At 68.0% G+C, this 22,102-nt stretch carries 17 protein-coding genes, 1 tRNA gene and 2 pseudogenes; 18 read left to right on the top strand and 2 right to left on the bottom strand.

What is annotated here, in order from left to right:
• Positions 1–149 precede the first annotated feature (149 nt).
• From rplU to nrdF, 17 genes are all read left to right on the top strand, one after another.
• A complete protein-coding gene (gene rplU / locus RF647_RS05030; protein ID WP_017834600.1) occupies positions 150–461 on the top strand; it encodes a 50S ribosomal protein L21 in 312 nt (103 codons plus the stop codon).
• A gap of 60 nt (positions 462–521) precedes the next feature.
• Entirely contained in the window at positions 522–779 is a 258-nt protein-coding gene (rpmA, locus tag RF647_RS05035; RefSeq protein WP_017834601.1) for a 50S ribosomal protein L27, read from the top strand.
• 142 nt (positions 780–921) lie between these two features.
• Positions 922–2,481 (top strand): GTPase ObgE, encoded by a 1,560-nt coding sequence (gene obgE, locus RF647_RS05040; protein WP_017834602.1) that lies wholly within the window; start codon positions 922–924, stop codon positions 2,479–2,481.
• A 127-nt stretch (positions 2,482–2,608) separates the two neighbouring features.
• Positions 2,609–3,862: a glutamate 5-kinase gene (gene proB, locus RF647_RS05045; protein ID WP_035930013.1), complete on the top strand. Its 1,254-nt coding sequence runs from the start codon at positions 2,609–2,611 to the stop codon at positions 3,860–3,862.
• Positions 3,859–5,217: a glutamate-5-semialdehyde dehydrogenase gene (locus RF647_RS05050; protein WP_368810771.1), complete on the top strand. Its 1,359-nt coding sequence runs from the start codon at positions 3,859–3,861 to the stop codon at positions 5,215–5,217. Before proB ends, RF647_RS05050 begins: the two co-directional genes overlap by 4 nt.
• 122 nt (positions 5,218–5,339) lie before the next feature.
• The gene (locus RF647_RS05055) at positions 5,340–5,588 is read left to right on the top strand and encodes a hypothetical protein (RefSeq protein ID WP_017834605.1); all 249 of its coding nucleotides are present in this window, start codon (positions 5,340–5,342) and stop codon (positions 5,586–5,588) included.
• A gap of 67 nt (positions 5,589–5,655) precedes the next feature.
• Complete coding sequence (gene nadD, locus RF647_RS05060) at positions 5,656–6,330, top strand: nicotinate-nucleotide adenylyltransferase (RefSeq protein ID WP_368811118.1); 675 nt, start codon at positions 5,656–5,658, stop codon at positions 6,328–6,330.
• Positions 6,330–7,217, top strand: a complete 888-nt coding sequence (locus RF647_RS05065; protein WP_368810772.1) for a hypothetical protein — start codon at positions 6,330–6,332, stop codon at positions 7,215–7,217. The genes nadD and RF647_RS05065 overlap by 1 nt, the downstream gene beginning before the upstream one ends.
• Positions 7,218–7,333: 116 nt before the next feature.
• Positions 7,334–7,744 (top strand): ribosome silencing factor, encoded by a 411-nt coding sequence (gene rsfS / locus RF647_RS05070; RefSeq protein ID WP_368810773.1) that lies wholly within the window; start codon positions 7,334–7,336, stop codon positions 7,742–7,744.
• Positions 7,745–7,854: 110 nt separating this feature from the next.
• Positions 7,855–7,930, top strand: a tRNA-Ala gene (locus RF647_RS05075).
• Between the two features lie 240 nt (positions 7,931–8,170).
• Positions 8,171–9,388, top strand: a complete 1,218-nt coding sequence (gene fdhA / locus RF647_RS05080; RefSeq protein ID WP_031283632.1) for a formaldehyde dehydrogenase, glutathione-independent — start codon at positions 8,171–8,173, stop codon at positions 9,386–9,388.
• 106 nt (positions 9,389–9,494) lie between these two features.
• Complete coding sequence (locus RF647_RS05085) at positions 9,495–10,565, top strand: App1 family protein (protein ID WP_368810774.1); 1,071 nt, start codon at positions 9,495–9,497, stop codon at positions 10,563–10,565.
• A 142-nt stretch (positions 10,566–10,707) separates the two neighbouring features.
• A complete protein-coding gene (locus RF647_RS05090; protein WP_368810775.1) occupies positions 10,708–12,183 on the top strand; it encodes an aldehyde dehydrogenase family protein in 1,476 nt (491 codons plus the stop codon).
• 298 nt (positions 12,184–12,481) lie between these two features.
• A complete protein-coding gene (gene nrdH / locus RF647_RS05095; protein ID WP_109267973.1) occupies positions 12,482–12,718 on the top strand; it encodes a glutaredoxin-like protein NrdH in 237 nt (78 codons plus the stop codon).
• Positions 12,719–12,792: 74 nt separating this feature from the next.
• The gene (gene nrdI, locus RF647_RS05100) at positions 12,793–13,290 is read left to right on the top strand and encodes a class Ib ribonucleoside-diphosphate reductase assembly flavoprotein NrdI (RefSeq protein ID WP_368810776.1); all 498 of its coding nucleotides are present in this window, start codon (positions 12,793–12,795) and stop codon (positions 13,288–13,290) included.
• The gene (gene nrdE / locus RF647_RS05105; protein ID WP_368810777.1) at positions 13,287–15,446 is read left to right on the top strand and encodes a class 1b ribonucleoside-diphosphate reductase subunit alpha; all 2,160 of its coding nucleotides are present in this window, start codon (positions 13,287–13,289) and stop codon (positions 15,444–15,446) included. The genes nrdI and nrdE overlap by 4 nt, the downstream gene beginning before the upstream one ends.
• A 103-nt stretch (positions 15,447–15,549) precedes the next feature.
• Positions 15,550–16,548 carry a class 1b ribonucleoside-diphosphate reductase subunit beta gene (nrdF, locus tag RF647_RS05110; protein WP_368810778.1) on the top strand — a complete coding sequence of 333 codons (999 nt, stop codon included), beginning with the start codon at positions 15,550–15,552 and terminating at the stop codon, positions 16,546–16,548.
• A 506-nt stretch (positions 16,549–17,054) separates the two neighbouring features.
• On the opposite strand, the pseudogene RF647_RS05115 reads toward nrdF, so the two are convergent.
• Positions 17,055–17,341, bottom strand: a pseudogene (locus RF647_RS05115) (integrase core domain-containing protein); the annotation flags it as partial.
• Positions 17,342–17,345: 4 nt separating this feature from the next.
• Positions 17,346–18,631, bottom strand: a pseudogene (locus tag RF647_RS05120) (IS30 family transposase).
• Positions 18,632–19,435: 804 nt separating this feature from the next.
• Here RF647_RS05120 and RF647_RS05125 point away from each other — a divergent pair.
• Positions 19,436–21,757: a P-loop NTPase fold protein gene (locus RF647_RS05125; protein WP_368810779.1), complete on the top strand. Its 2,322-nt coding sequence runs from the start codon at positions 19,436–19,438 to the stop codon at positions 21,755–21,757.
• Positions 21,758–22,102 lie beyond the last annotated feature (345 nt).

The raw sequence follows: 22,102 nt of genomic DNA on the forward strand, positions 1-22,102 counted from the left end.
GCAGTTCCTGAATTGCGGCGAACCTGCGCTGACCTCGGCCTAGTCCCACGGGCCGGTCACCGTCAGCTCGTCTCAACGTCGTTGGTCCTGACAGGTATGCGCTCGACCCACACTGTTTACACATGACGTCGAGAGAAGTGAGTTCCCAAGTGGTGTACGCGATTGTCCGCGCTGGCGGCCGCCAGGAAAAGGTTTCCGTCGGAGACCTCGTTACCCTTGACCGCGTCGCCGGCGGAGCAGGCAGCACCATCGAGCTCCCTGCCCTGCTGCTGGTCGACGGGGACAAGATCACCTCGGATGCCCAGACCCTGGCGAGCGTCAAGGTCACGGCCGAGATCGTCGAGAACCTCCGCGGTCCCAAGATCTCCATCCAAAAGTTCAAGAACAAGACCGGCTACAAGAAGCGCCAGGGCTTCCGTGCCGAGCTGACCACCGTGAAGGTGACCGGCATCGACGCCTGACCGGCCCGGTCCCCGTCCAGACTCCACCAGCCAGTAAAGACCCGAAGGTAGGCACACCTCATGGCACACAAGAAGGGCGCGAGCTCCACTCGCAACGGTCGCGACTCCAACGCGCAGTACCTCGGCGTGAAGCGCTTCGGCGGCCAGACCGTCAACGCCGGCGAGATCCTCGTCCGGCAGCGCGGCACGCACTTCCACCCCGGCCTCAACGTCGGCCGCGGTGGCGACGACACCCTGTTCGCCCTGGCCGCCGGTCAGGTCGAGTTCGGCACCCGCCGGGGCCGCAAGGTCGTCAACATCCAGGCTGCCGCAGAGTAGTCCACAGGGCCGGCGCTGCCGGCCCCGGTGCGGGTCACAACCCGCACCACCCATGTTTGGTCTGTAGAGGGTGGGTGCGTCCAGCGCCCGCCCTCTACAGTCTTAACGTGGCCCGTCCGTTCTTGAACCAGAGGAGTTCCCCGTGGCCAGTTTCGTCGACCGCGTCGTCCTGCACGTCTCCGGCGGCTCCGGCGGGCACGGCTGCGTGTCCATCCGCCGCGAGAAGTTCAAGCCGCTCGGCGGGCCGGACGGCGGCAACGGGGGGGACGGCGGCAGCGTTGTGCTCCGCGTGGACGGCCAGACCACCACGCTGCTGAACTACCACCACGCCCCGCACCAGTCCGCTCCCAACGGCGGACCCGGCAAGGGCGACCTCCGCCACGGGCACAAGGGCGAGGACCTCGTGCTGTCCGTCCCCGACGGCACCGTGGTCAAGGACCAGGACGGCAACGTCCTGGCCGACCTCGTGGGCCAGGGCTCCGAGTTCGTGGCCGCCCCCGGCGGGCAGGGCGGACTGGGCAACGCCGCGCTGGCCTCGGTCAAGCGCAAGGCCCCCGGCTTCGCGCTCCTCGGCACGCCGGGCTCGGCCCGGGACGTGGTCCTGGAGCTGAAGTCCATCGCAGACATCGCTTTGGTCGGCTACCCCTCCGCCGGCAAGTCCAGCCTGATCGCCGCGATCAGCGCCGCCCGCCCCAAGATCGCCGACTACCCGTTCACCACGCTCGTCCCGAACCTCGGCGTGGTGGAGGCCGGGGACGTGCGCTACACCGTGGCGGACGTCCCCGGCCTGATCCCCGGCGCCTCCGAGGGCAAAGGCCTGGGGCTGGAGTTCCTCCGCCACGTCGAGCGCTGCGCCGCCCTCGTGCACGTCCTCGACTGCGCGACCCTCGAGCCCGGGCGGGACCCGGTCTCCGATCTCGAGACGATCGAGGCGGAGCTCGCCGGCTACGCCGTCGACGGCGACCTCGACGGCGGCCAGGCGGTGCCGCTCAACGATCGGCCCCGGCTCGTGGTGCTGAACAAGATCGACGTCCTCGAGGCCCGGGAGCTCGCCGAGTTCGTGCGGCCCGAGCTCGAGTCCCGCGGCTACCGCGTGTTCGAGATCTCCACCGCCTCCCACGAGGGGCTGCGGGCGCTGACCTTCGCCATGGGCGAGGTCGTGCAGGAGGCCCGGGCGGCCCGCCCCGCACCGGCGGAGGCCCCGCGGGTCGTGCTGCGCCCCAAGGGGGTGCGCGGGCCGGAGTTCACCATCACCCGGGAGGAGCGCAACCTCGAGCCGCTGTGGCATGTGCGCGGCGACAAGCCCGACCGGTGGATCCTGCAGACCGACTTCAACAACGAGGAGGCCGTCGGCTACCTCGCCGACCGGCTCGCGAAGCTCGGTGTCGAGACGGAGCTGTTCAAGCAGGGCGCCCGGCCCGGCGACGCCGTGCTCATCGGTCCCGAGGACGACGGCGTGGTCTTCGACTGGGAGCCCACGATGGTCGGCGGCGCCGAGCTGCTGGCCGGGCCCCGCGGCACCGACCTGCGCTTCGCCGACATCGACCGTCCCACCCGCGAGCAGAAGCGCCAGCAGTACCAGGACCGCAAGGACGCCAAGGCCGCCGCCCGCGCCGAGCTCGAGGCCGAGCGCTCCGCCGGGGTGTGGACCGAGTCGGTCGACGCCCGGCGCGGCGAGGCCCCGGCCGGCACCGACGACTGAGCCCGCCCGCGGGGCGGACCGCGACCGCACGTGCCGGGCGCCCCGCGGCCACCACCCGACGACCGACCCGACACACCGACTGACCCGACACACCGACGACGCCCACCGGACGAGGGAGACGCCCAGGATGAACGAGCAGACGAACGAGATCGACGTCGAGCAGCTCGAGGAGGTCGCGGAGAAGTCCGCGGTCCAGCTCAGCAGCGAGAACCGCGGCAAGAACCGGCGCAGCCCCATCGAGCGCCGCGAGGACATCCCGCGCGCCCACCGCGTGGTGGTCAAGGTCGGCTCGTCCTCGCTGACGTCCATCGAGAGCTCGATCGACGAGCAGGCCGTGCGGATGATCGTGGACGCCCTCGGCGAGACGAAGGCCCGCGGCATCGAGCTCGTGTTCGTGTCCTCGGGCGCCATCACGGCCGGCCTGGCGCCTCTGGGGCTGTCCCGGCGGCCGAAGAACCTGGCCGGCAAGCAGGCGGCCGCCGCCGTGGGCCAGGGTCTGCTCATGGGCCGCTACATCGAGTCCTTCGCCCGCTACGGCGTCACGGTGGGCCAGGTGCTGGTCACCGCCGAGGACCTGATGCGGCGCAGCCACTACAAGAACACCCACCGCCAGATCGAACGGCTCCTGGACTTCGGGGTGCTGCCCATCGTCAACGAGAACGACGCCGTGTCCAGCCAGGAGATCAAGTTCGGCGACAACGACCGGATCGCCGCCCTGATCGCCCACCTGATCAAAGCCGACGTCCTGCTGCTGCTCTCCGACGTCGACGCCCTCTACACCATGGACCCCCGCAAGGGCGGGGAGCGGATCCCGGTGGTGAACGACCCCATCAAGGACCTCGAGGGCGTGCAGATCGGGTCGGTCGGGCGCGCCGGCGTCGGCTCCGGCGGCATGGTCACCAAGGTCCAGGCGGCCCGGATCGCCGCGGCCTCGGGCATCCCCGCGCTCGTCACCTCGGCGCAGAACATCACTCGCGCCCTGGACGGCGAGGACGTCGGCACCTGGTTCGCGACCTCCGGCGGGCGGCGCAACGTCCGGCTGCTGTGGCTGGCCCACCTCGCGGACATCAAGGGCTCCCTGACCTTGGACCCGGGCGCCGTCGAGGCGATCCGCGACCGCAACTCCCTGCTGGCCGCCGGGGTCACCGGCGTGTCCGGGACCTTCGAGGCGGGGGAGCCCGTCTCGCTGCGGGACCAGGAGGGCAAGGAGATCGCCCACGGGCTCAGCAACTACTCCTCGGACGAGATCCCGCCGATGCTCGGCAAGTCCACCTCCGTGCTGGCGGAGGAGCTCGGGGACGACTACAGCCGGGAGCTCGTGCACGTGGACAACCTCGTGGTCCTGCGCGCCCGCGGCGCACGGACTAAACTGAAGAAATGACTTCCGCCGCACACGATTCCGTGACCACCGACGAAGCCACCCGCACGACCGGCAAGGCGGTCGTGACCGACACCGGTGTCATCGCCACCTTCGGGGAGGACCCCGTCGCCGGCGTCGCCGCGATGGCCGACGACGCCCGGGACTCCGCCCGCGTCCTGGGCCGCGCCACCCGGGCCTGGAAGGACCGGGCGCTGCTCGCCATCGCCGACCGCATCGAGCGCAAGCGGGACGTGGTGCTCGCCGCGAACGCCAAGGACCTCGAGCGCGGCCGCGTGAACGGGACCTCCACGGCCCTCCTGGACCGGCTCAAGCTGGACGCCGAGCGGATCACCGGCCTGGCCGAGAGCCTGCGCGAGCTCGCCGCGCTGCCCGACCCCGTGGGCGGGTTCGTCCGCGGCAGCACCCTGCCCAACGGCCTGCGGATGCGCCAGGTGCGCGTGCCGATGGGCGTGGTCGGCGCCATATACGAGGCCCGCCCCAACGTGACCGTGGACATCGCCGGGATCGCCTTGAAGTCCGGCAACGCGGTGCTGCTGCGCGGCGGCTCGGCCGCGGAGGAGTCCAACCGGGCCCTCGTGGGCATCATCCGGGACTCCCTGGCCGACGTGAAGCTGCCCGTGGACTGCGTCCAGAGCGTCGACGAGTACGGCCGCGAGGGCGCGAACGCGCTCATGGCGGCCCGCGGGAAGGTCGACGTCCTCATCCCGCGCGGCGGGCACGGTCTGATCCAGTCCGTCGTGCAGAACGCCAAGGTCCCCGTCATCGAGACCGGCGAGGGCAACGTCCACCTCTTCGTCGACCACTCGGCGTCGAAGAAGATGGCCGTGGACGTGGTCGTCAACTCCAAGACCCACCGCACGAGCACGTGCAACACCACGGAGACCCTCCTGCTGCACCGCGGCTTCGAGCACGGGGCCGCGGTGCTCGCGGCCCTCGACCGGGCCGGCGTCACGCTGCACGTGGACGAGCGGGCCGAGGCCCTGCTGCCGGCCGGCAGCCACCACCTGCGCGCCACCGACGAGGACTGGGACACCGAGTACCTGTCCATGGACCTGGCCGTGAAGGTGGTGGACTCCCTGGACGAGGCGCTCCAGCACATCGACCGGTGGTCCACCCGGCACACCGAGGCGATCGTGACCAACGACCTCGCCTCCGCCGAGCGGTTCGTCGCCGAGATCGACGCCGCCGCGGTCATGGTCAACGCCTCCACCCGCTTCACCGACGGCGGCCAGCTGGGTCTCGGCGCCGAGATCGGCATCTCCACCCAGAAGATGCACGCGCGCGGACCCATGGGCCTGGAGGAGCTGACCACCACGAAGTGGATCGTCCAGGGCGACGGGCACGTCCGCGCCTGAGCCCCGGACGCGGCGGGCCCGCCGCGGATTCAGTACGATGAGAGCCGTCCGGGCCAGCCGGCCGAGGCGGCAGGGCCGTCCACCGACCACCCGCCGCCACGTCGGCGACAGAAGGGATCCCCATGTTCCAGCAGACCGTCACCACCGTCCTCGCAGCCGCCGAGGGCGGGCACGCCGCCGCCGAGGCCGGAGTTCCCCCGTGGGTCTGGGGCGCCTCCGTGTTCGTCGTGCTGATCGGCCTCATGGTGGTGACGCTCTCCTTCGCGAACCGGGGCCTCAGCCCGGAGGTCGGACAGCACCAGGACCCCGCCGACCTGCCCGCGGACGAGCGAGCCATGCTCGACGAGTACGCGGCCAAGCGGCACGGCTGAGCCGGGGAACCCCACCGTCGTGACGACCGCTCCGCAGGACACCGCCGCCCGGACCCGGGACCTGCCCCTGACGGGCACGGCCGTCCCGCCCCGGCGGCCGGGCCGCACCCGGCTCGGCGTCATGGGCGGGACGTTCGACCCCATCCACCACGGCCACCTCGTGGCCGCCTCCGAGGTGGCGGGGGAGTTCGACCTCGACGAGGTTGTGTTCGTCCCGACCGGGCACCCCTGGCAGAAGGCCGCCGGGGCGGTGAGCCCCGCGGAGCACCGCTACCTCATGACGGTGATCGCCACGGCCTCCAACCCGCGGTTCACGGTCAGCCGGGTGGACATCGAGCGCGACGGCCCCACGTTCACGGTCGACACCCTGCGGGACCTGAAGCGGCAGCGCCCGGAGGCGGACCTGTTCTTCATCACGGGCGCGGACGTCATGGCGGAGATCCTGACGTGGAAGGGCGCCGAGGAGCTCTGGCAGCTCGCGCACTTCGTCGGGGTCACCCGGCCGGGCCACGATCTGGCCGCGCCCGTGGGCTCCCGCGGCGTGAACCTGCTCGAGGTGCCTGCGATGGCGATCTCCTCCACGGACTGCCGCGCCCGCGTGGCCGAGCACAAGCCCGTCTGGTACCTGGTGCCCGACGGCGTGGTGCAGTACATCAACAAGTACGGCCTCTACCTCGGACCCGAGGACGGGACGACGACGGACCACGTCGGCGCCCGCGGCGTCTCGGCGAAGGCACCCTGATGGCCGGCGAGGAGGAGGTGCGGGACGGCGCCGCACCGGACCCCGACCGGACCCCGGCGCCGCTGCCGGCGCCCTCCGGACCGGCCCCCATCATCGACCTCGGTGGGGACGGCGTGCCGGTCCGTCCCGTCAAGCCCCTCGGGCCGCGGCGGCTGGCCCGCCTGCAGCGCGAGCTGGCCGAGCGCGCCCGTGAGCTCGAGGAGGCCGGCGCCGGCCCCGCGGACCCCGAGCTGCTCGAGAAGCAGCGCCGGTTCGCGGAGCTCGCCGCCCAGGCCGGTGCCGCGCAGGCAGACCCGGGCGCGGGCACCGCGGTCCGCGAGCCGGTGGTGGCTCCGGAGGCCCCGGCGCCCGGCTCCGCACAGCTCGTCCCGGGGCAGCCCGCTCCGGCCCTGCGTCCCGCGGGGGCGCCGGAGGACCCGCGGGATCCGTTCGAGCAGATCACCGTCGTGTTCCCCGGCGGCGGCCCGGACGGGCCGGACGGGCACGTGTCCCACGACCCGGTGCACGTCGACCCGGCCCTGTTCAGCAACCGGCTCGCCCCGGAGGACCTGGCGGCGCTCACGCACATCGAGATCGTCGCGCCCAGGGATCCCGAGCACCACGGCTCCACGCCGGTCGCGCCCGCCGGGACCGGTGACCACGAGGAGCACGGGCACGCGGAGGACCCACCGGCGGCTCCGCCGGGGGCCGTTCCGCCCGGGCCCGCGGCGTCGTGGCCCGCGGCCGAGGACGATCCGCCGGCCGCCCCCGTGCCGGCCAGCACCGCCGAGGGGCTCGAGCTGCTGGAGCCCCGGGAGTACCGCCGCCGCACGAGCGTCGCCTGGTGGTTCCTGCTGCTGGCGGTGCTCGCGGCCCTCGCCGTCGTGCTCGTGCTGTTCGTGCTCTGAGCACCCCGCCGGCTCCACCGCACCGACCGTTCCTGCACCACCCGTTCCTGCACGACTCGTCCACTCCATCCGTCCCCACGGGACGGGACCTCCGGTTCGCCGGGAAAGGATCCTCCTTGACTGTCAACGATCTCTCCCTCTCCATCCTCCAGGTCGCGGCCGCCGCCGCGGACGCCAAGCAGGCCCACGACATCGTGGCCCTCGACGTCAGCGAGGCCCTGGGCATCACCGACGCCTTCCTCGTCGCCTCCGCCTCCAACGAGCGGCTCGTCAACGCCGTGGTCGACGAGATCGAGGAGAAGCTCGTCGAGCGCCTCGAGCTGCGCCCGATCCGCCGCGAGGGCCGCTCCGAGGGGCGCTGGGTGCTCCTGGACTACGGCGACGTCGTGATCCACGTGCAGCACGACGAGGACCGGGCGTTCTACGCCCTCGAGCGGCTGTGGCGGGACAGCCCCGTGGTGGACCTCGGACCGCTCTCCGGCCAGCCCGCCGTGGCCCCCGCCACCGACGATTTGCCTGGAGCCTGATCGGCTGTCTACTATGAATGCGTTGCCCAGCGAGGCGCTGAAACAACCGAAAAAGGGTGACTGAGAAGGAGCCCGCGAAGGTTGTGATAGTGTCTCCGAGGTAACGACCTGGGGCTGTGGCGCAGCTGGTAGCGCATTTGCATGGCATGCAAAGGGTCAGGGGTTCGAGTCCCCTCAGCTCCACCAGGACGAGAGAGCCCGTTCCGCATCGCGCGGGGCGGGCTCTTTCGCTTTTTCCCAGCTTCCTTCTCTTCCGTTCGTTGACGCGTCCTGTTAGCGTCGGCACCACCGGCGGCCGTCCTCCGTGACCTGGGTCACAGCGAGATCGAGGCCACAGCGTGGGGAGTTCCGTCGGGGACAAGGGCGTCGACGGTGCTGACCCGCCGTGGACTCCCGTGACGGACATCCACCACGGAAGAGGTCATGATGGCAGGGAACAGAGCGGTCGCCTACAAGGGTCCCGGCAAGGTCGAGGTCATCGACACCGAGTACCCAGAGTTCGATCTCAAGGACGCGCCGGGGATCAACCCGGCCAACATCGGCCGGAAGGTTCCGCACGGAGTCATCCTCCGGACCGTGGCCACCAACATCTGCGGCTCGGACCAGCACATGGTCCGCGGGCGCACCACCGCCCCGACGGATCTGGTCCTCGGTCACGAGATCACGGGCGAGGTCATCGAGTGCGGGCCGGACGTCGAGTTCATCAAGGTCGGGGACATCGTCTCCGTCCCCTTCAACATCTCCTGCGGGCGGTGCCGCAACTGCAAGGAGCGCAAGACCGGGATCTGCCTCAACGTGAACCCGGACCGGCCGGGCTCCGCCTACGGCTACGTGGACATGGGCGGCTGGGTCGGCGGTCAGGCCGAGTACGTGCTGGTGCCCTACGCGGACTGGAACCTGCTGAAGTTCCCGGACCGGGACCAGGCCCTGGAGAAGATCATGGACCTGACCATGCTCTCCGACATCCTGCCCACCGGCTACCACGGCGTGGTCACGGCCGGGGTGGGCGTGGGCTCGACCGTCTACATCGCCGGTGCCGGACCGGTGGGCCTGGCCGCGGCGGCCTCGGCGCACCTGCTGGGGGCCGCGGTGGTGATCGTGGGCGACATGAACGAGCAGCGCCTGGCCCAGGCCCGCAGCTTCGGCTGTGAGACCGTGGACGTCTCGAAGGGCTCGCCCGCCGAGCAGATCGAGCAGATCCTGGGTGTCCCGGAGGTCGACTGCGGCGTGGACGCCGTCGGCTTCGAGGCCCGTGGGCACGGCAAGGACGCCTCGCACGAGGCCCCGGCCACCGTGCTCAACTCCCTGATGGACATCACCGCCGCCGGCGGGGCGCTGGGCATCCCGGGCCTGTACGTCACCGGGGATCCCGGAGCCGTGGACGAGGCAGCGAAGAAGGGGTCCCTGTCGATCAGCCTCGGCACGGGATGGGCGAAGTCGCTGTCCTTCACCACGGGGCAGTGCCCGGTGATGAAGTACAACCGGCAGCTGATGATGGCGATCCTGCACGACAAGATCCAGATCGCCAAGGCCGTCAACGCCAAGGCCATCCCGCTGGAGGAGGCGCCGCAGGGCTACGCCGAGTTCGACGCCGGGGCGGCCACCAAGTACGTGCTCAACCCCAACGGCTACATCAAGAACTAGCCCGCGGACCCCGACCACCTGCGGGGCGGGCCGCACCGGACCCCCGGCGCGGCCCGCCCCGCGGGCGCCGCCGTGTCCGCGGTGGGCCCTGTGGAAGACTGGGCGCATGGCCAAGAAATCCAGCAGCTCGGAGCTCAAGCAGACCGTCGACCAGGTCACCGAGGAAGCCATCAACGTCGGCTACCGCCTCGAGCAGCGGCTCCACCGGTTCCGGCAGCGGCGCGCCGAGGCCCGCGGGGACATCCCGGTCATGGTGGCCTTCGAGGGCTACGGCTCCGAGCACCACGTGCGGGTCCTGGGCCGTGCCCTGCTGAAGACCCGGGGGCTCATCGAGTCCACCGACCAGAGCGCCGAGTCCATCCGCGGCTGGCGCTCGTTCACCTCCGTGCCCATCGCCTTCGCCCACGTCAACATCTGGATCGACGAGTTCGAGTTCCACCTGGTGGCCGACAAGGGCGGGGTGGTCGACGTCGACCTGCAGGTGTCCCTGGCCCCCGGCGAGCACACCGTGTGGATGCAGACGGAGGGCTCCGAGACGGTCGAGTCCCGTGTGTTCATCGTGGCCGACGAGCAGCGCATCGGGGTGGTCTCCGACATCGACGACACCGTCATGGTCACGGCCCTGCCCCGGCCCATGCTGGCCGCCTGGAACTCGTTCGTGCTCAACGAGCACGCCCGCACGCCCACCCCCGGGATGGCGGTCATGATGGACCGGCTGCTGCACCGCCACCACGAGGCGCCGTTCCTCTACCTCTCCACGGGGGCGTGGAACGTGGCGCCCACCCTCCGCCGCTTCCTCACGCGCAACGCCTACCCGGCCGGGGCCCTGCTGCTCACCGACTGGGGACCCACCACGGACCGGTGGTTCCGGGCCGGGGCCGCGCACAAGGTGCAGAACCTCGAGCGGCTGGCCCGCAACTTCCCCCACGTGCGCTGGATCCTCATCGGCGACGACGGCCAGCACGACCCCGAGATCTACAGCGGCTTCGTGCACCGCTATCCCGAGCACGTGGCCGCCATCGTGATCCGCAACCTGTCCCCGGCGGAGGCCGTGCTGGCCGGCACCCCGCTGGTCAACGAGGAGCGGCGGGTCACCATCCCCGAGGGCACGCTGTGGATCGAGGGCAACGACGGCGCCTCGATCTCGCGGCAGCTCGCGGAGCACGGCCTGCTCTGACCGGCCGCCCGCCCCGACCGGCGGCCCGCTTCGGCTACGAGCCTGCTCGGACCGAGGGCCTGTTCCGGCCGGCGGCCCGCCCCGGACCGTCCGTCGGGACCCGGCGGGCTGTGGCGTCCGAGCCGGGCCCTACCCTGGACCCATGACCAGGACCCGCAGCACCCTCCCCGCCCCCGCACCGGCAGACACCTCGGCGGACTTCCCGGCCGTGGACGCCGCCGTCGCCGGTGCCCGGGCGGCCTTCGTGCCCGACGTCGACCTCGCGACCCGGCTGGACCGGCTGCACCGGCTCGAGGACCTCGTGCGGGAGAACCGGACGGTGCTCGAGGAGGCGCTGGCCACCGACCTCGGCAAGCCCCCGGCGGAGGCGTGGCTGACCGAGCTCGGCTTCACCCTCGAGGAGATCGCCGGCATCCGCAAGGAGCTCGGCCGCTGGATGACCCCGGCCCGCGTCCCCGTCCCGCTGAGCCTCGCCCCGGCCAGCTCCCGCGTGGAGCACCAGCCGCTCGGGACCGTGCTCGTGATGGCGCCGTGGAACTATCCCGTCCAGCTCGTCCTGAGCCCGCTGGCGGGAGCGCTCGCCGCCGGCAACACCGTCGTCGTCAAGCCCTCCGAGGTCTCCGCGACCGTCTCCGGGGTGCTGGCCGAGCTGCTCGAGCGCTACCTGGGGGACTGCGTGCGCGTGGTCGAGGGCGGCGTACCGGAGACCACGCGGCTGCTCGAGCACCGCTTCGACCACGTCTTCTACACCGGCAACGGGACGGTGGCCCGGATCGTGATGGCCGCCGCGGCCCGGCACCTGACCCCGGTGACCCTCGAGCTGGGCGGGAAGTCCCCGGTCTGGGTGGACGGCTCGACCGACCTGCGCACCGCCGCCCGGCGGATCGTGTGGGGGAAGTTCCTCAACGCCGGCCAGACCTGCGTGGCCCCGGACCACGTGCTCGGCACCCCGGAGACGCTCGCCGCCCTCGAACCGGAGCTCCTGCGGGCCGTGGAGGAGCATTACGGCGAGGACCCGTCCCGCAGCGACTCCTACGGGCGGATTGTCACCGGGCGCCACCTCGACCGGCTGGTGGGGCTCCTGGAGCAGGTCCCCGCCCACGACGTCGTCTGCGGCGGGACGGCCGAGCCGGGGGAGCGCTACCTCGCGCCCACGGTGGTGCGCTCCGCCCCGGACGGCCCGCTCATGGCTGAGGAGCTCTTCGGTCCCGTCCTGCCCCTGGTCCCGGTCGCCTCCGCGGAGCACGCCGTCGAGCTGATCACCGCCGGGGACAAGCCGCTGGCCCTCTACGTGTTCTCCGAGGAGCGGTCGGTGAAGGAGCTGTTCCGCCGGCGCACGTCCTCTGGCGGACTGTCCTTCAACGCCCCGCTGCTGCACCTGACCAGCCCCGAGCTGCCGTTCGGCGGCGTGGGGGAGAGCGGCACCGGCGCCTACCACGGGAAGTTCTCGTTCACCACGTTCTCCCACGCGCGCGCGGTCCTGGACAAGCCGCTCGCCCCCGATACGCTGCGGGTCGCCTACCCGCCCTACCGGGGTCTGCGGGCCCGCCTGGCGGCCGCGGCGGTCGGGCTGCGCCGGCCCCGCCGCCGGACCCGACACGCCGTGTCCGAAAATTAATCCTGTCCACCGGCCGGGGGCCGCGCGGTGCGCACAGCCTGTGCACAACGGGACCCAGGCGGCGGGATTCCGCGACCCCCCGCGGAGACCCCCTGTGGATGGCCGGCGGTGGTCCTGGGGATAGCGAGAGAGGAGCTGTGGACAACCTCCACCACTGCATCTAGGGGTCGCTTCCCCTTCCTGGCACTAGATGTAGTATTGAAATCAGCCACCCGGAGAGACCCCTTCACCGCCGCAGACCCTGCGGAAGTCCCGGATCTCCCCCACAAACCACCCGATCGACCAAGGGGAAACAGCGATGTCCGTGACCGTGTACAGCAAGCCGGCCTGCGTCCAGTGCAATGCCACCTACCGGGCCCTGAGCAAGAAGGGCATCGAGTACAACGTCGTCGACGTCACCGAGGACGAGGCCGCCCTGGCCCACGTCCTGGCCCTCGGCTACCAGCAGGTCCCGGTCGTCGAGACGGCGACCGAGCACTGGTCCGGCTACCGCCCGGACAAGATCACCTCCCTGGCCGTCCTCCTCTCGGCCTGAGGCTGGAGCGCCGCCCGCTTCCCCGCGGCGCCCCGGTCCATCCACCACCGACCCCATTTCGGAGCGCGGAAGCAATGAGCACGCACCACCCCGGCACCCGTCCCGGGACCGCTCAGCAGGACCACGGCGACACCGCCGCGGCACCGGACAGCCACGCCCCACTGGTGGTCTACTTCTCCTCGGTCTCCAACAACACGCACCGCTTCGTCGAGAAGCTCGACGCCCGCGTGCTGCGCCTTCCTCTTCTGACCGGGGAGGAGCCCCCCGAGATCACCGAGCCCTTCGTGCTGGCCGCCCCGACGTACGGGCGGCCCAACGGCAGCGGGGCCGTCCCGCCGCAGGTCGTGAAGTTCCTCAACAAGGAGACCAATCGGCGGTTCCTGCGCGGCGTCATCGGCGCGGGCAACACCAACTTCGGGTCGGCGTTCTGCCTGGCCGCGGACAAGATCGCGGCCAAGTGCGGCGTCCCCGTCCTCTACAAGTTCGAACTCATGGGCACCCCCGAGGATGTCCTCCAGGTAAATCAAGGATTGGAACAGTTTTGGCGACAATTTCCGCAGCTCCGGGCGTGAGCGTAGAGCCCGGCCACGAGGACACGCGCGTCCCCGAGAAGTACCGAGGCCTGGGCTACCACGAGCTCAACGCCCTGCTGAACCTCTACGACGCCGACGGCCACATCCAGTTCGACGCCGACCGGCAGGCCGCCCGGCAGTACTTCCTGCAGCACGTGAACAACAACACCGTCTTCTTCCACGACCTCGAGGAGAAGCTCGACTACCTGGTCTCGCACCAGTACTACGAGCCCGAGGTCCTGGCGAAGTACAGCATGGAGTTCATCAAGGAGCTCTCCAAGCGCGCGTACTCCCAGAAGTTCCGCTTCGAGACCTTCCTGGGCGCGTTCAAGTTCTACACGTCCTACACGCTGAAGACCTTCGACGGCCAGCGCTACCTCGAGCGCTTCGAGGACCGCGTGGTCATGGTCTCCCTCTACCTCGCCGACGGCAACGAGCTGCTCGCCACGCAGCTGGTCGACGAGATCATCTCCGGGCGCTTCCAGCCGGCGACCCCCACGTTCCTCAACGCGGGCAAGCAGCAGCGCGGCGAGCTCGTCTCCTGCTTCCTGCTCCGCATCGAGGACAACATGGAGTCCATCGGGCGGTCGATCAACTCCGCCCTGCAGCTGTCCAAGCGCGGCGGCGGCGTGGCGTTCGCGCTGACCAACGTCCGCGAGGCCGGGGCCCCGATCAAGAAGATCGAGAACCAGTCCTCGGGCATCATCCCCATCATGAAGCTGCTGGAGGACTCGTTCTCCTACGCCAACCAGCTGGGCGCTCGCCAGGGCGCGGGCGCGGTGTACCTGCACGCCCACCACCCGGACATCTACAGCTTCCTGGACACCAAGCGGGAGAACGCGGACGAGAAGATCCGGATCAAGACCCTGTCCCTGGGCGTGGTCATCCCGGACATCACGTTCGAGCTGGCCAAGAAGAACCAGGACATGTACCTGTTCTCCCCGTATGACGTGGAGCGGGTCTACGGCATGCCGTTCTCCGACGTCAACGTGTCCGAGAAGTACCACGAGATGGTCGCGGACGGCCGGATCACCAAGAAGAAGATCAACGCCCGCGAGTTCTTCCAGACCCTCGCCGAGGTCCAGTTCGAGTCCGGCTACCCGTACGTCATGTTCGAGGACACGGTGAACCGGGCCAACCCGATCGACGGCAAGATCATCATGTCCAACCTCTGCTCCGAGATCCTCCAGGTCTCCGAGCCGTCCACGTACCACGAGGACCTGAACTACGACGAGGTCGGCAAGGACATCTCCTGCAACCTCGGCTCCCTCAACATCGCGCTGACCATGCAGTCCCCGGACTTCGGGCAGTCCGTGGAGACCGCGATCCGCGGGCTGACCGCGGTGTCGGACATGTCCGACATCACCTCGGTGCCCTCGATCGAGCGCGGCAACCAGATGTCCCACGCCGTGGGCCTCGGGCAGATGAACCTGCACGGCTACCTCGCCAAGGAGCACATCCACTACGGCTCCGAGGAGGGCCTCGACTTCACGAACATCTACTTCTACACGGTCACGTACCACGCGGTCCGCGCGTCGAACGAGATCGCGAGGGAGCGCAAGGCGGTGTTCGCCGGCTTCGAGCGGTCCCAGTACGCGTCGGGGGAGTACTTCACCAAGTACACCGACCGCGACTGGGTCCCGGCCACCGGGCGGGTGCGGGAGCTGTTCGCCGAGGCGGGCGTGCACATCCCCACCCGGGCGGACTGGGAGCAGCTCAAGGCCTCGGTCATGGAACACGGGATGTACAACCAGAACCTGCAGGCCGTGCCGCCGACCGGGTCGATCTCCTACATCAACAACTCGACGTCCTCGATCCACCCGATCGCCTCGAAGATCGAGATCCGCAAGGAGGGCAAGCTGGGCCGCGTGTACTACCCGGCGCCCTTCATGAACAACGAGAACCTGGAGTACTTCCAGGACGCGTACGAGATCGGCTACGAGAAAATCATCGACACCTACGCCGCGGCCACCCAGCACGTGGACCAGGGCCTGTCGCTGACCCTGTTCTTCAAGGACACGGCCACCACCCGGGACATCAACCGGGCGCAGATCTACGCGTGGCGCAAGGGCATCAAGACGATGTACTACTCCCGCATCCGCCAGCTGGCGCTGGAGGGGACCGAGGTCGAGGGCTGCGTCTCCTGCATGCTCTGACCGCCGGAGCCCCGGCGACCACCCCACAACTCCCCGCGCGCGTCCGCAGGACGCGCGCGGGGGTCCACCCCTTTCGAGGAAGACTTCGAGGAAGACACAGACCATGACTCTCGAGAAGAGCGAGAACGTCGAGCAGACGGCGCTGGACATGCTCCGCGCCGAGGCCATCAACTGGAACCGCGTCGGCGACGACAAGGACTCCGAGGTCTGGGACCGCCTGACCGCCAACTTCTGGCTGCCGGAGAAGATCCCGCTGTCCAACGACGTCCCCTCCTGGAAGACGCTGACCGCGGACGAGCAGCAGCTCACCATGCGCGTCTTCACCGGGCTCACGCTGCTGGACACCATCCAGGCCACGGTCGGGGCCGTGTCCCTAATCCGGGACGCCACGACCCTGCACGAGGAGGCCGTGTACACCAACATCGCCTTCATGGAATCGGTGCACGCGAAGTCCTACTCCTCGATCTTCTCGACACTGTCCTCGATGAAGGAGATCGACGAGGTCTTCCGCTGGGCGAAGGAGAACCCGTACCTGCAGAAGAAGGCCGAGATCGTCATCAAGTACTACCGGGGTGACGACCCGCTGAAAAAGAAAGTGGCCTCGACCCTGCTCGAGTCCTTCCTCTTCTACTCCGGGTTCTACCTGCCGATGTACTGGTCCTCCCGGGCGAAGCTGACGAACACCGCCGACCTCGTGCGCCTCATCATCCGCGACGAGGCCGTGCACGGGTACTACATCGGCTACAAGTTCCAGCGGGCCCTGGCCCAGGAGCCGCAGGAGCGCCAGGACGAGCTGAAGCTCTACACCTACGAGCTGCTTGAGGAGCTCTACGAGAACGAGGTGCTCTACACGGAGTCCCTCTACGACGCCGTGGGCTGGACCGAGGACGTCAAGAAGTTCCTGCACTACAACGCCAACAAGGCCCTGAACAACCTGGGCTTCGAGGCGCTGTTCCCCAAGGAGATGACGGCCGTGTCCCCGGCCATCCTCTCCGCGCTGTCCCCGAACGCCGACGAGAACCACGACTTCTTCTCCGGCTCGGGCTCCTCCTACGTCATCGGCAAGGCCGTGAACACGGAGGACGAGGACTGGGACTTCTGATCCCGTGTGAAATCCCGACCTATCTGAGCAATGTGGCCCTATGTGAGCCGATCGGCCGTCCGATCTGAGCATTGCTCAAATGTTGTGATAGCGCGGTCAAGCTGACCCCTTAGCCTTACCCGGTCCCGGCGATTTGATGACCCGATCGCCGGGATCGGGTAATTGACGGGTTGAACCCAAGTGTCGGTGGAGTCTAAATAACTTTCAGAAGTGTATTAATTCGAGCGCAATGCACGAATAGTTCTTCCTGTGTAAAGGCTCAGATGAAGATTAACTCGAAAAGCCGCACAGAAGTCCAAATAGCTCTAAAGGTATGGAGTGCGGCACAGAACCACAATGTTCTAGCTGACGATCGCCTTTAAAGGCGTGTCTGACTGTTGGGGAACTGATTATCCGAGCTATGTGGTTTCCCCGATAGCGTCCCCTGATGGCGGGAAATCCGCACCCCCGAATCGATCGACGACGGGACTGCCCCGACTTTCCCTGAGTCTCGGGGTTGATGGTTTTCAGGCGGCTTTGAAGCCGTGATTGATGGTCTCAAACTCGACCGGAGTGAGGCGACCGAGACGGCGTTGCCGGCGTCGACGGTGGTAGGACTTCTCGATCCAGGTCACGATCGCCAGCCGCAGATCCTCCCGGCTACGCCAGCGCTGCCGGTCCAAGACGTTCTCTGGAGCAGGGCGAAAGACGACTCCATAGCGGCGTTGTCCGCGCACGCCCCGACCCGCCCCATGGATCCCACGAGGCTATGGTGGGCGAGCTCGTGCACGAACTTCCGGGCTGGAAATTGGGCGTATTCAACCGGTCGTCGCAACAGTGTGCTGTTGAGTCGAGCGTAGCTGTTCTTCGAAGGCCTCGGCCGGGGTCCGCCAGTCGAGGATTCCCCGGGGCCTGCTGTTGATGGTGTGTGCCACGGCGGCGATGTCCGCAGCGCTCCAGCGCGAGAGGTCGGTGCCCTTGGGGAGGTACTGGCGCAGCAGCCCGTTGAGGTGCTCGTTGCTGCCGCGCTGCCATGGACTCTTGGCGTCGGCGAAGTAGACGGGCACCGCGGTCTGCTCTGTAAAGAGCGCATGGGCGGAAAGCTCCTTGCCGCGGTCCCACGTCAGCGATCGGTGCAGCCCGTCTGGCAGTGGCGTGAAGGCCGCCGCGAGGGCGTCTTCCATGGTCAGGGCACCGTAGCCGGCCAGTGCTGGTTCGTTCTTCTTCGGCGGGATCAGCCCATAGCCTTCTTGGCGTGGCAGGTGGACCAGCATGGCATAGCGGGTGGTGCGCTCGATGAGGGTGGCCACCGCTGAGCGCTTCAGGCCGATGATGAGGGCCGCTCCCAATGGCCGGGCACCTTGCGGTCCTCGACCTCCTCAGGACGCTTCGACAGCAAGGTCTCCTCGGTCACGTGCGCCCAGGTCTGCTGACGGGTGCGCGCCCGGGGCACCCGCTTGGTCCGGCCCCGTCGCAGGCACCAGGACAGCCGGCGTTCCAGACCGCCACGGCCCTCGATGTAGAGCGCCTGATAGATCGCCTCGGCACGGATTCGCATCGAAGTGTCCTCGGGGAAGTCGATCGGCAGCCGCTTGGCGCTCTGCTGCGGGCTCCATCCGCTCACCCAGGCCCGGTCCCCGCGATGGGGCTTGTTCTTCCCATCCCACACCGACCCCGCAGGGCCAACGATCTCGCCCTCGACGGTGTAGACGGCGCCATGGAGCCGGTCCTGCACGTAGTCCCGTAGCCGGTCATGAGTCACCAGTTTGGCGACCTTGGGCCGGCGAGCCCGACGCTCGGAATGCCACTGCGCGGTCGAGGCCCTGTACTCCAACCGGTACGTGCGCGTCGAAGCATTCCGTCGCAGCTCCCGCGAGACCGTCGGGGCCAATTGCGGATTCACCCCGCCAGCATGCCGGAACCACCGGCGCGCCACCGGTTCGGAGACTCCTGCCTCCACACCGGCCTCCGAGGTCTTGGCGCCTGCCGCGATCGACGCCCAGAACCGCACCCGGTCCTCGCGCCAGGCGACCGTCGGCCGGCCCGGGGAGACGATCCGGCCGCGATAGGCCCGGACCCGCTCCTGCCTCTCGATGACACCCATCGACCACCTCATCCTTTAGGTGTTGCGACGACCGGTTGAATACGCCCAGGTTCGGGCCCAAGGCCGTGCACGAAATCGTCCACTTCGACCTTGGGGAGTCGCTGGGCCGGGCCCCGCGGGGACGCCGCCGCCATGGCATCGTTTTCGCCCTGCTCCGGAAAAACATCCTGGACCGGCAGCGATGGCGCGTCCGGGAGGATCTGCGGCCGGCGATGGTGATCTACATCGAGAAGTCCCCATCGCGGGCTCCGGCTACGCCGTCCCGGTCGCCTCACGCAGGGCGAGTGCAAGACCGTCAATCACGGTCTCGAAACCGATTGAAGACCACAGACCCCGAGAGTCAGAGGAAATCAGGGCGGTCCCGCCGCGACTGCAGTATCAGATCTGTCTCGTCCTGGAGCTCACCCGAATCTGTCCGGATGGTCTCGGCCGCCGCGGACCCCTCACTGTTATTCGTGAGCATCGATCATGATCATCGGATCCTATTCCTGGAGGCGCGATTGCCCCAGCCCTGCGTCCGACACGAACAACCATACCTTCGCCCTCGTAAAGCTTGGGTTTGTCAATGCAACGACTCACGGAAAGGCTCCAGGGCCATGGTACGAACACCGAGGAACGAAGCACCATCGACTCCTGAGCCTTCCGGCTGTCACGGTGAAGAGCACGAGTCCTCGTCGGCCAGGCGTACGGGGGCGTGTGTCGATGTGCATGAACTGGTCCCTCACTCAGTCACGTGCCGAGCGTCCCCTCTATGCAGTGGCACCACATCGCTCTAGGATTCTCCCACCGACCAGTGGGGGAATCATGGGCAACGAGCAAAACGCCTCTCGACCACAAGAAAAGCAGCGGCGTCTTTACCTGTCGACCTCCCGCAATGACGGTGAGACACTCCAACCCCTGCTCAAAGGAATTGCGCTCATAGGCCATGACGTGTGGAACGGCGAAGAGATTTCGGCCGATGTGCCTCGGTGGGGTGAAATCCTGCGAAGCATTCGTGAGTGTGACGCGATGGTTGTGGCTCTTTCGCCGCATCTGGTCTCGTCGGATGCCGCTGCTCGTGAACGTTGGTATGCGCAAAGACTTGGCAAACCTATCGTCCCCGTGATGGTGGCCGAAATGGAGGTCATGGACCTGCCCTCGGAGTTTGCCGGACTGCAGATCCTGGATCTGACCAACAATCCGCTGGCGCTGATCCAACTGGACAAAGCTCTCTCCGAGTTGCCCCCCGCTCCGCCGCTCCCAACACCTCTGCCCTCACCTCCGGAGGCGCCAATCAGCTATCTCCTGGAATTGGGGCACAGAATACGCCAACCGCGACTGTCCTACGAGCAGCAGGTTGACCTCGTGAACACGATACGAAGTCTGTCGGGCGATCTTGAGAACAGCAAGGAGGCTCGGAGGCTGCTCACGACTTTTTCCGAGCGGAGCGATCTGGACCGCCGAGTGAAAGATCAGATCGATACAATTCTCGATCGAACGCACAATGATCCTCCACTTTTCGAACCTCACGCGGTTGCCGGCACCGAGACGCCCGCCCTCGTCGAAGATCTTCAGGATGCCGAAGGCCTTGCGGATCATGTCGGCTTCGTGCCGGACGCACCCTCGTCAATAGACCTGTTGAATCGACAAGCCCTGGCGAGGGCAATAGTGAAGAAGTTGAGGGCCGTGCACGCGGGAAGGTCGGAGACCTCCTTCCTGATCCAGATCGACGGTCCTTGGGGCAGCGGGAAGAGCACCCTGATCAGCCTGGTGCGCAAGGAGCTGGAGCAGGCATGGTTGACTGTTCCGTTCAACGCATGGAGGGAGGAAGGCATCGGCCCCCCGTGGTGGTCACTGCTCACCAGCCTGAGGAACGCGTACGTCGAGCACACTCCCTGGTGGAAAAGAATAGGAGTGCGACTTCTCGAGGTCGCGCATCGCACGCGCACCAGCGGCGCACCATATGCGCTCGCATTGGTTTTCCTCTTCGCGATGAGTGTTGCCATCTACAACTTGTTCGATCGGCCCAGACTCAACTTGCAGGACATTGCGGAAATGGGCAAGGCGGTCAGCGTCCTGGTGGCTGCCGGAACGACTCTGTGGCTCGGTTCCCTCCTGGCGAGCCGCTTTCTTCTCTGGGACTCCGCTCGTGGGGCCCGACTGTTCGAGCAGTCGGACGGAAATCCCATGCAGAACGTGTCCGAGCACTTCTCGTGGATCATGCGACGCACCAGAAGGCCAATTGTCTTTTTCATCGACGATCTCGATCGCTGCAAACATTCGTACGTCGTGGACCTGCTGGAAGCGGTGCAGACCCTGGTGAGAGACCCGTTGCGGTCCGAGGTACCCTTTTCCTCCGACAGAACAGGACGTCGGCATCCATCGGTCTACTTGATCGTCGCCGCGGACGGCGCCTGGATACGGAAGAGTTATGAAAAGGTCTTCGAAGACTTCAGTGGAAGCGTTGCCGAGCCCGGCCGCCCACTGGGATACCTCTTCACCGACAAACTGTTCCAGCTTCGCGTGTCAATGCCGAGCGTGGACCCGTCCTATGGGAAGAAGTACCTCCAAGCATTGTTGCGGGGAAAGGTTCAGGATTCTCCGCGGACGGCTGAGATCGCCAAGGCGGTGAGGACCGTCAGCCATTACCTGGACACGACCACCTCCTCTGCCGAAATCACAACCATATACAAGAGCACTCCGCTCGAGGTGCGGCCCCATCTCGTGGAGAAGGTTGTCGACAGGTTGACCGAACCGGAGGTGCAAAAAGGGATCGAGCACAGCCTCGAGCGGTTCTCCGCCCTTCTGAGCTTCAATCCTCGCACGACAAAACGCTTTATCAATACGTATTCGATGCTACAAACAGTCACTATTCTCGAAGGTCATGTCGTGGACCCTGACACCCTGGCCCTGTGGACGATCATCGAGACTCGCTGGCCGGGACTGGCGGATGCTCTTCGAAAGGAGCCGGATCTGATATCACCCACCGAGCCGACGTCGGAAACACATGCCACAGACAACGCGTTTCTCGATCTGCTGGGGAGCAGAGCCGTGCAGGAGGTCATAAACTTCCGTCACGGAGGTCCGCTGACGGCAGAAGGTGTCCGCAAGTGCTGCGGTAGGCACACTGGATCGCCTGGCTCATGAATGGTCTTGGGCGCACCGATTGCGCGGGTTTGTCCGCCGTGTCACTGCCCCCGGCGTGCTGCCACACCGAATCTTGTCACTCCGGGCCCTGCTTAGCAGCACATCGCCGGAGAACGGTCGGGGGCGTCCGCGGTGTCAGCATGACTGCACGAGTTCCTCCAAGGGACGCGCTCCCGACCGCCCAATGCTCGGTCCCCCCGTGACCGTGGCGCCGTTGCGCTGTGATCGTCGGTCAGCCGCATCATTGCTGTCACCGTACGAGTGGCGGATCTGATCGGGGCCGATCTGCTCCCCCTCGAGTTCGACGTCCGCCTGGTGTCCCTGGCCATCGGATTCTCCTCTATC

Source organism: Kocuria sp. CPCC 205263 (assembly GCF_040981075.1).
In the GTDB taxonomy this organism is placed as follows: domain Bacteria; phylum Actinomycetota; class Actinomycetes; order Actinomycetales; family Micrococcaceae; genus Kocuria; species Kocuria rosea.

What these genes read in the sequence shown, in the direction of transcription:
- rpmA (WP_017834601.1), top strand. Translation starts at nt 522, where the DNA reads ATGGCACACAAGAAGGGCGCGAGCTCCACTCGCAACGGTCGCGACTCC.
- proB (WP_035930013.1), top strand. Translation starts at nt 2,609, where the DNA reads ATGAACGAGCAGACGAACGAGATCGACGTCGAGCAGCTCGAGGAGGTC.
- RF647_RS05050 (WP_368810771.1), top strand. Translation starts at nt 3,859, where the DNA reads ATGACTTCCGCCGCACACGATTCCGTGACCACCGACGAAGCCACCCGC.
- RF647_RS05055 (WP_017834605.1), top strand. Translation starts at nt 5,340, where the DNA reads ATGTTCCAGCAGACCGTCACCACCGTCCTCGCAGCCGCCGAGGGCGGG.
- RF647_RS05065 (WP_368810772.1), top strand. Translation starts at nt 6,330, where the DNA reads ATGGCCGGCGAGGAGGAGGTGCGGGACGGCGCCGCACCGGACCCCGAC.
- fdhA (WP_031283632.1), top strand. Translation starts at nt 8,171, where the DNA reads ATGGCAGGGAACAGAGCGGTCGCCTACAAGGGTCCCGGCAAGGTCGAG.
- RF647_RS05085 (WP_368810774.1), top strand. Translation starts at nt 9,495, where the DNA reads ATGGCCAAGAAATCCAGCAGCTCGGAGCTCAAGCAGACCGTCGACCAG.
- RF647_RS05090 (WP_368810775.1), top strand. Translation starts at nt 10,708, where the DNA reads ATGACCAGGACCCGCAGCACCCTCCCCGCCCCCGCACCGGCAGACACC.
- nrdH (WP_109267973.1), top strand. Translation starts at nt 12,482, where the DNA reads ATGTCCGTGACCGTGTACAGCAAGCCGGCCTGCGTCCAGTGCAATGCC.
- nrdI (WP_368810776.1), top strand. Translation starts at nt 12,793, where the DNA reads ATGAGCACGCACCACCCCGGCACCCGTCCCGGGACCGCTCAGCAGGAC.
- nrdF (WP_368810778.1), top strand. Translation starts at nt 15,550, where the DNA reads ATGACTCTCGAGAAGAGCGAGAACGTCGAGCAGACGGCGCTGGACATG.
- RF647_RS05125 (WP_368810779.1), top strand. Translation starts at nt 19,436, where the DNA reads ATGGGCAACGAGCAAAACGCCTCTCGACCACAAGAAAAGCAGCGGCGT.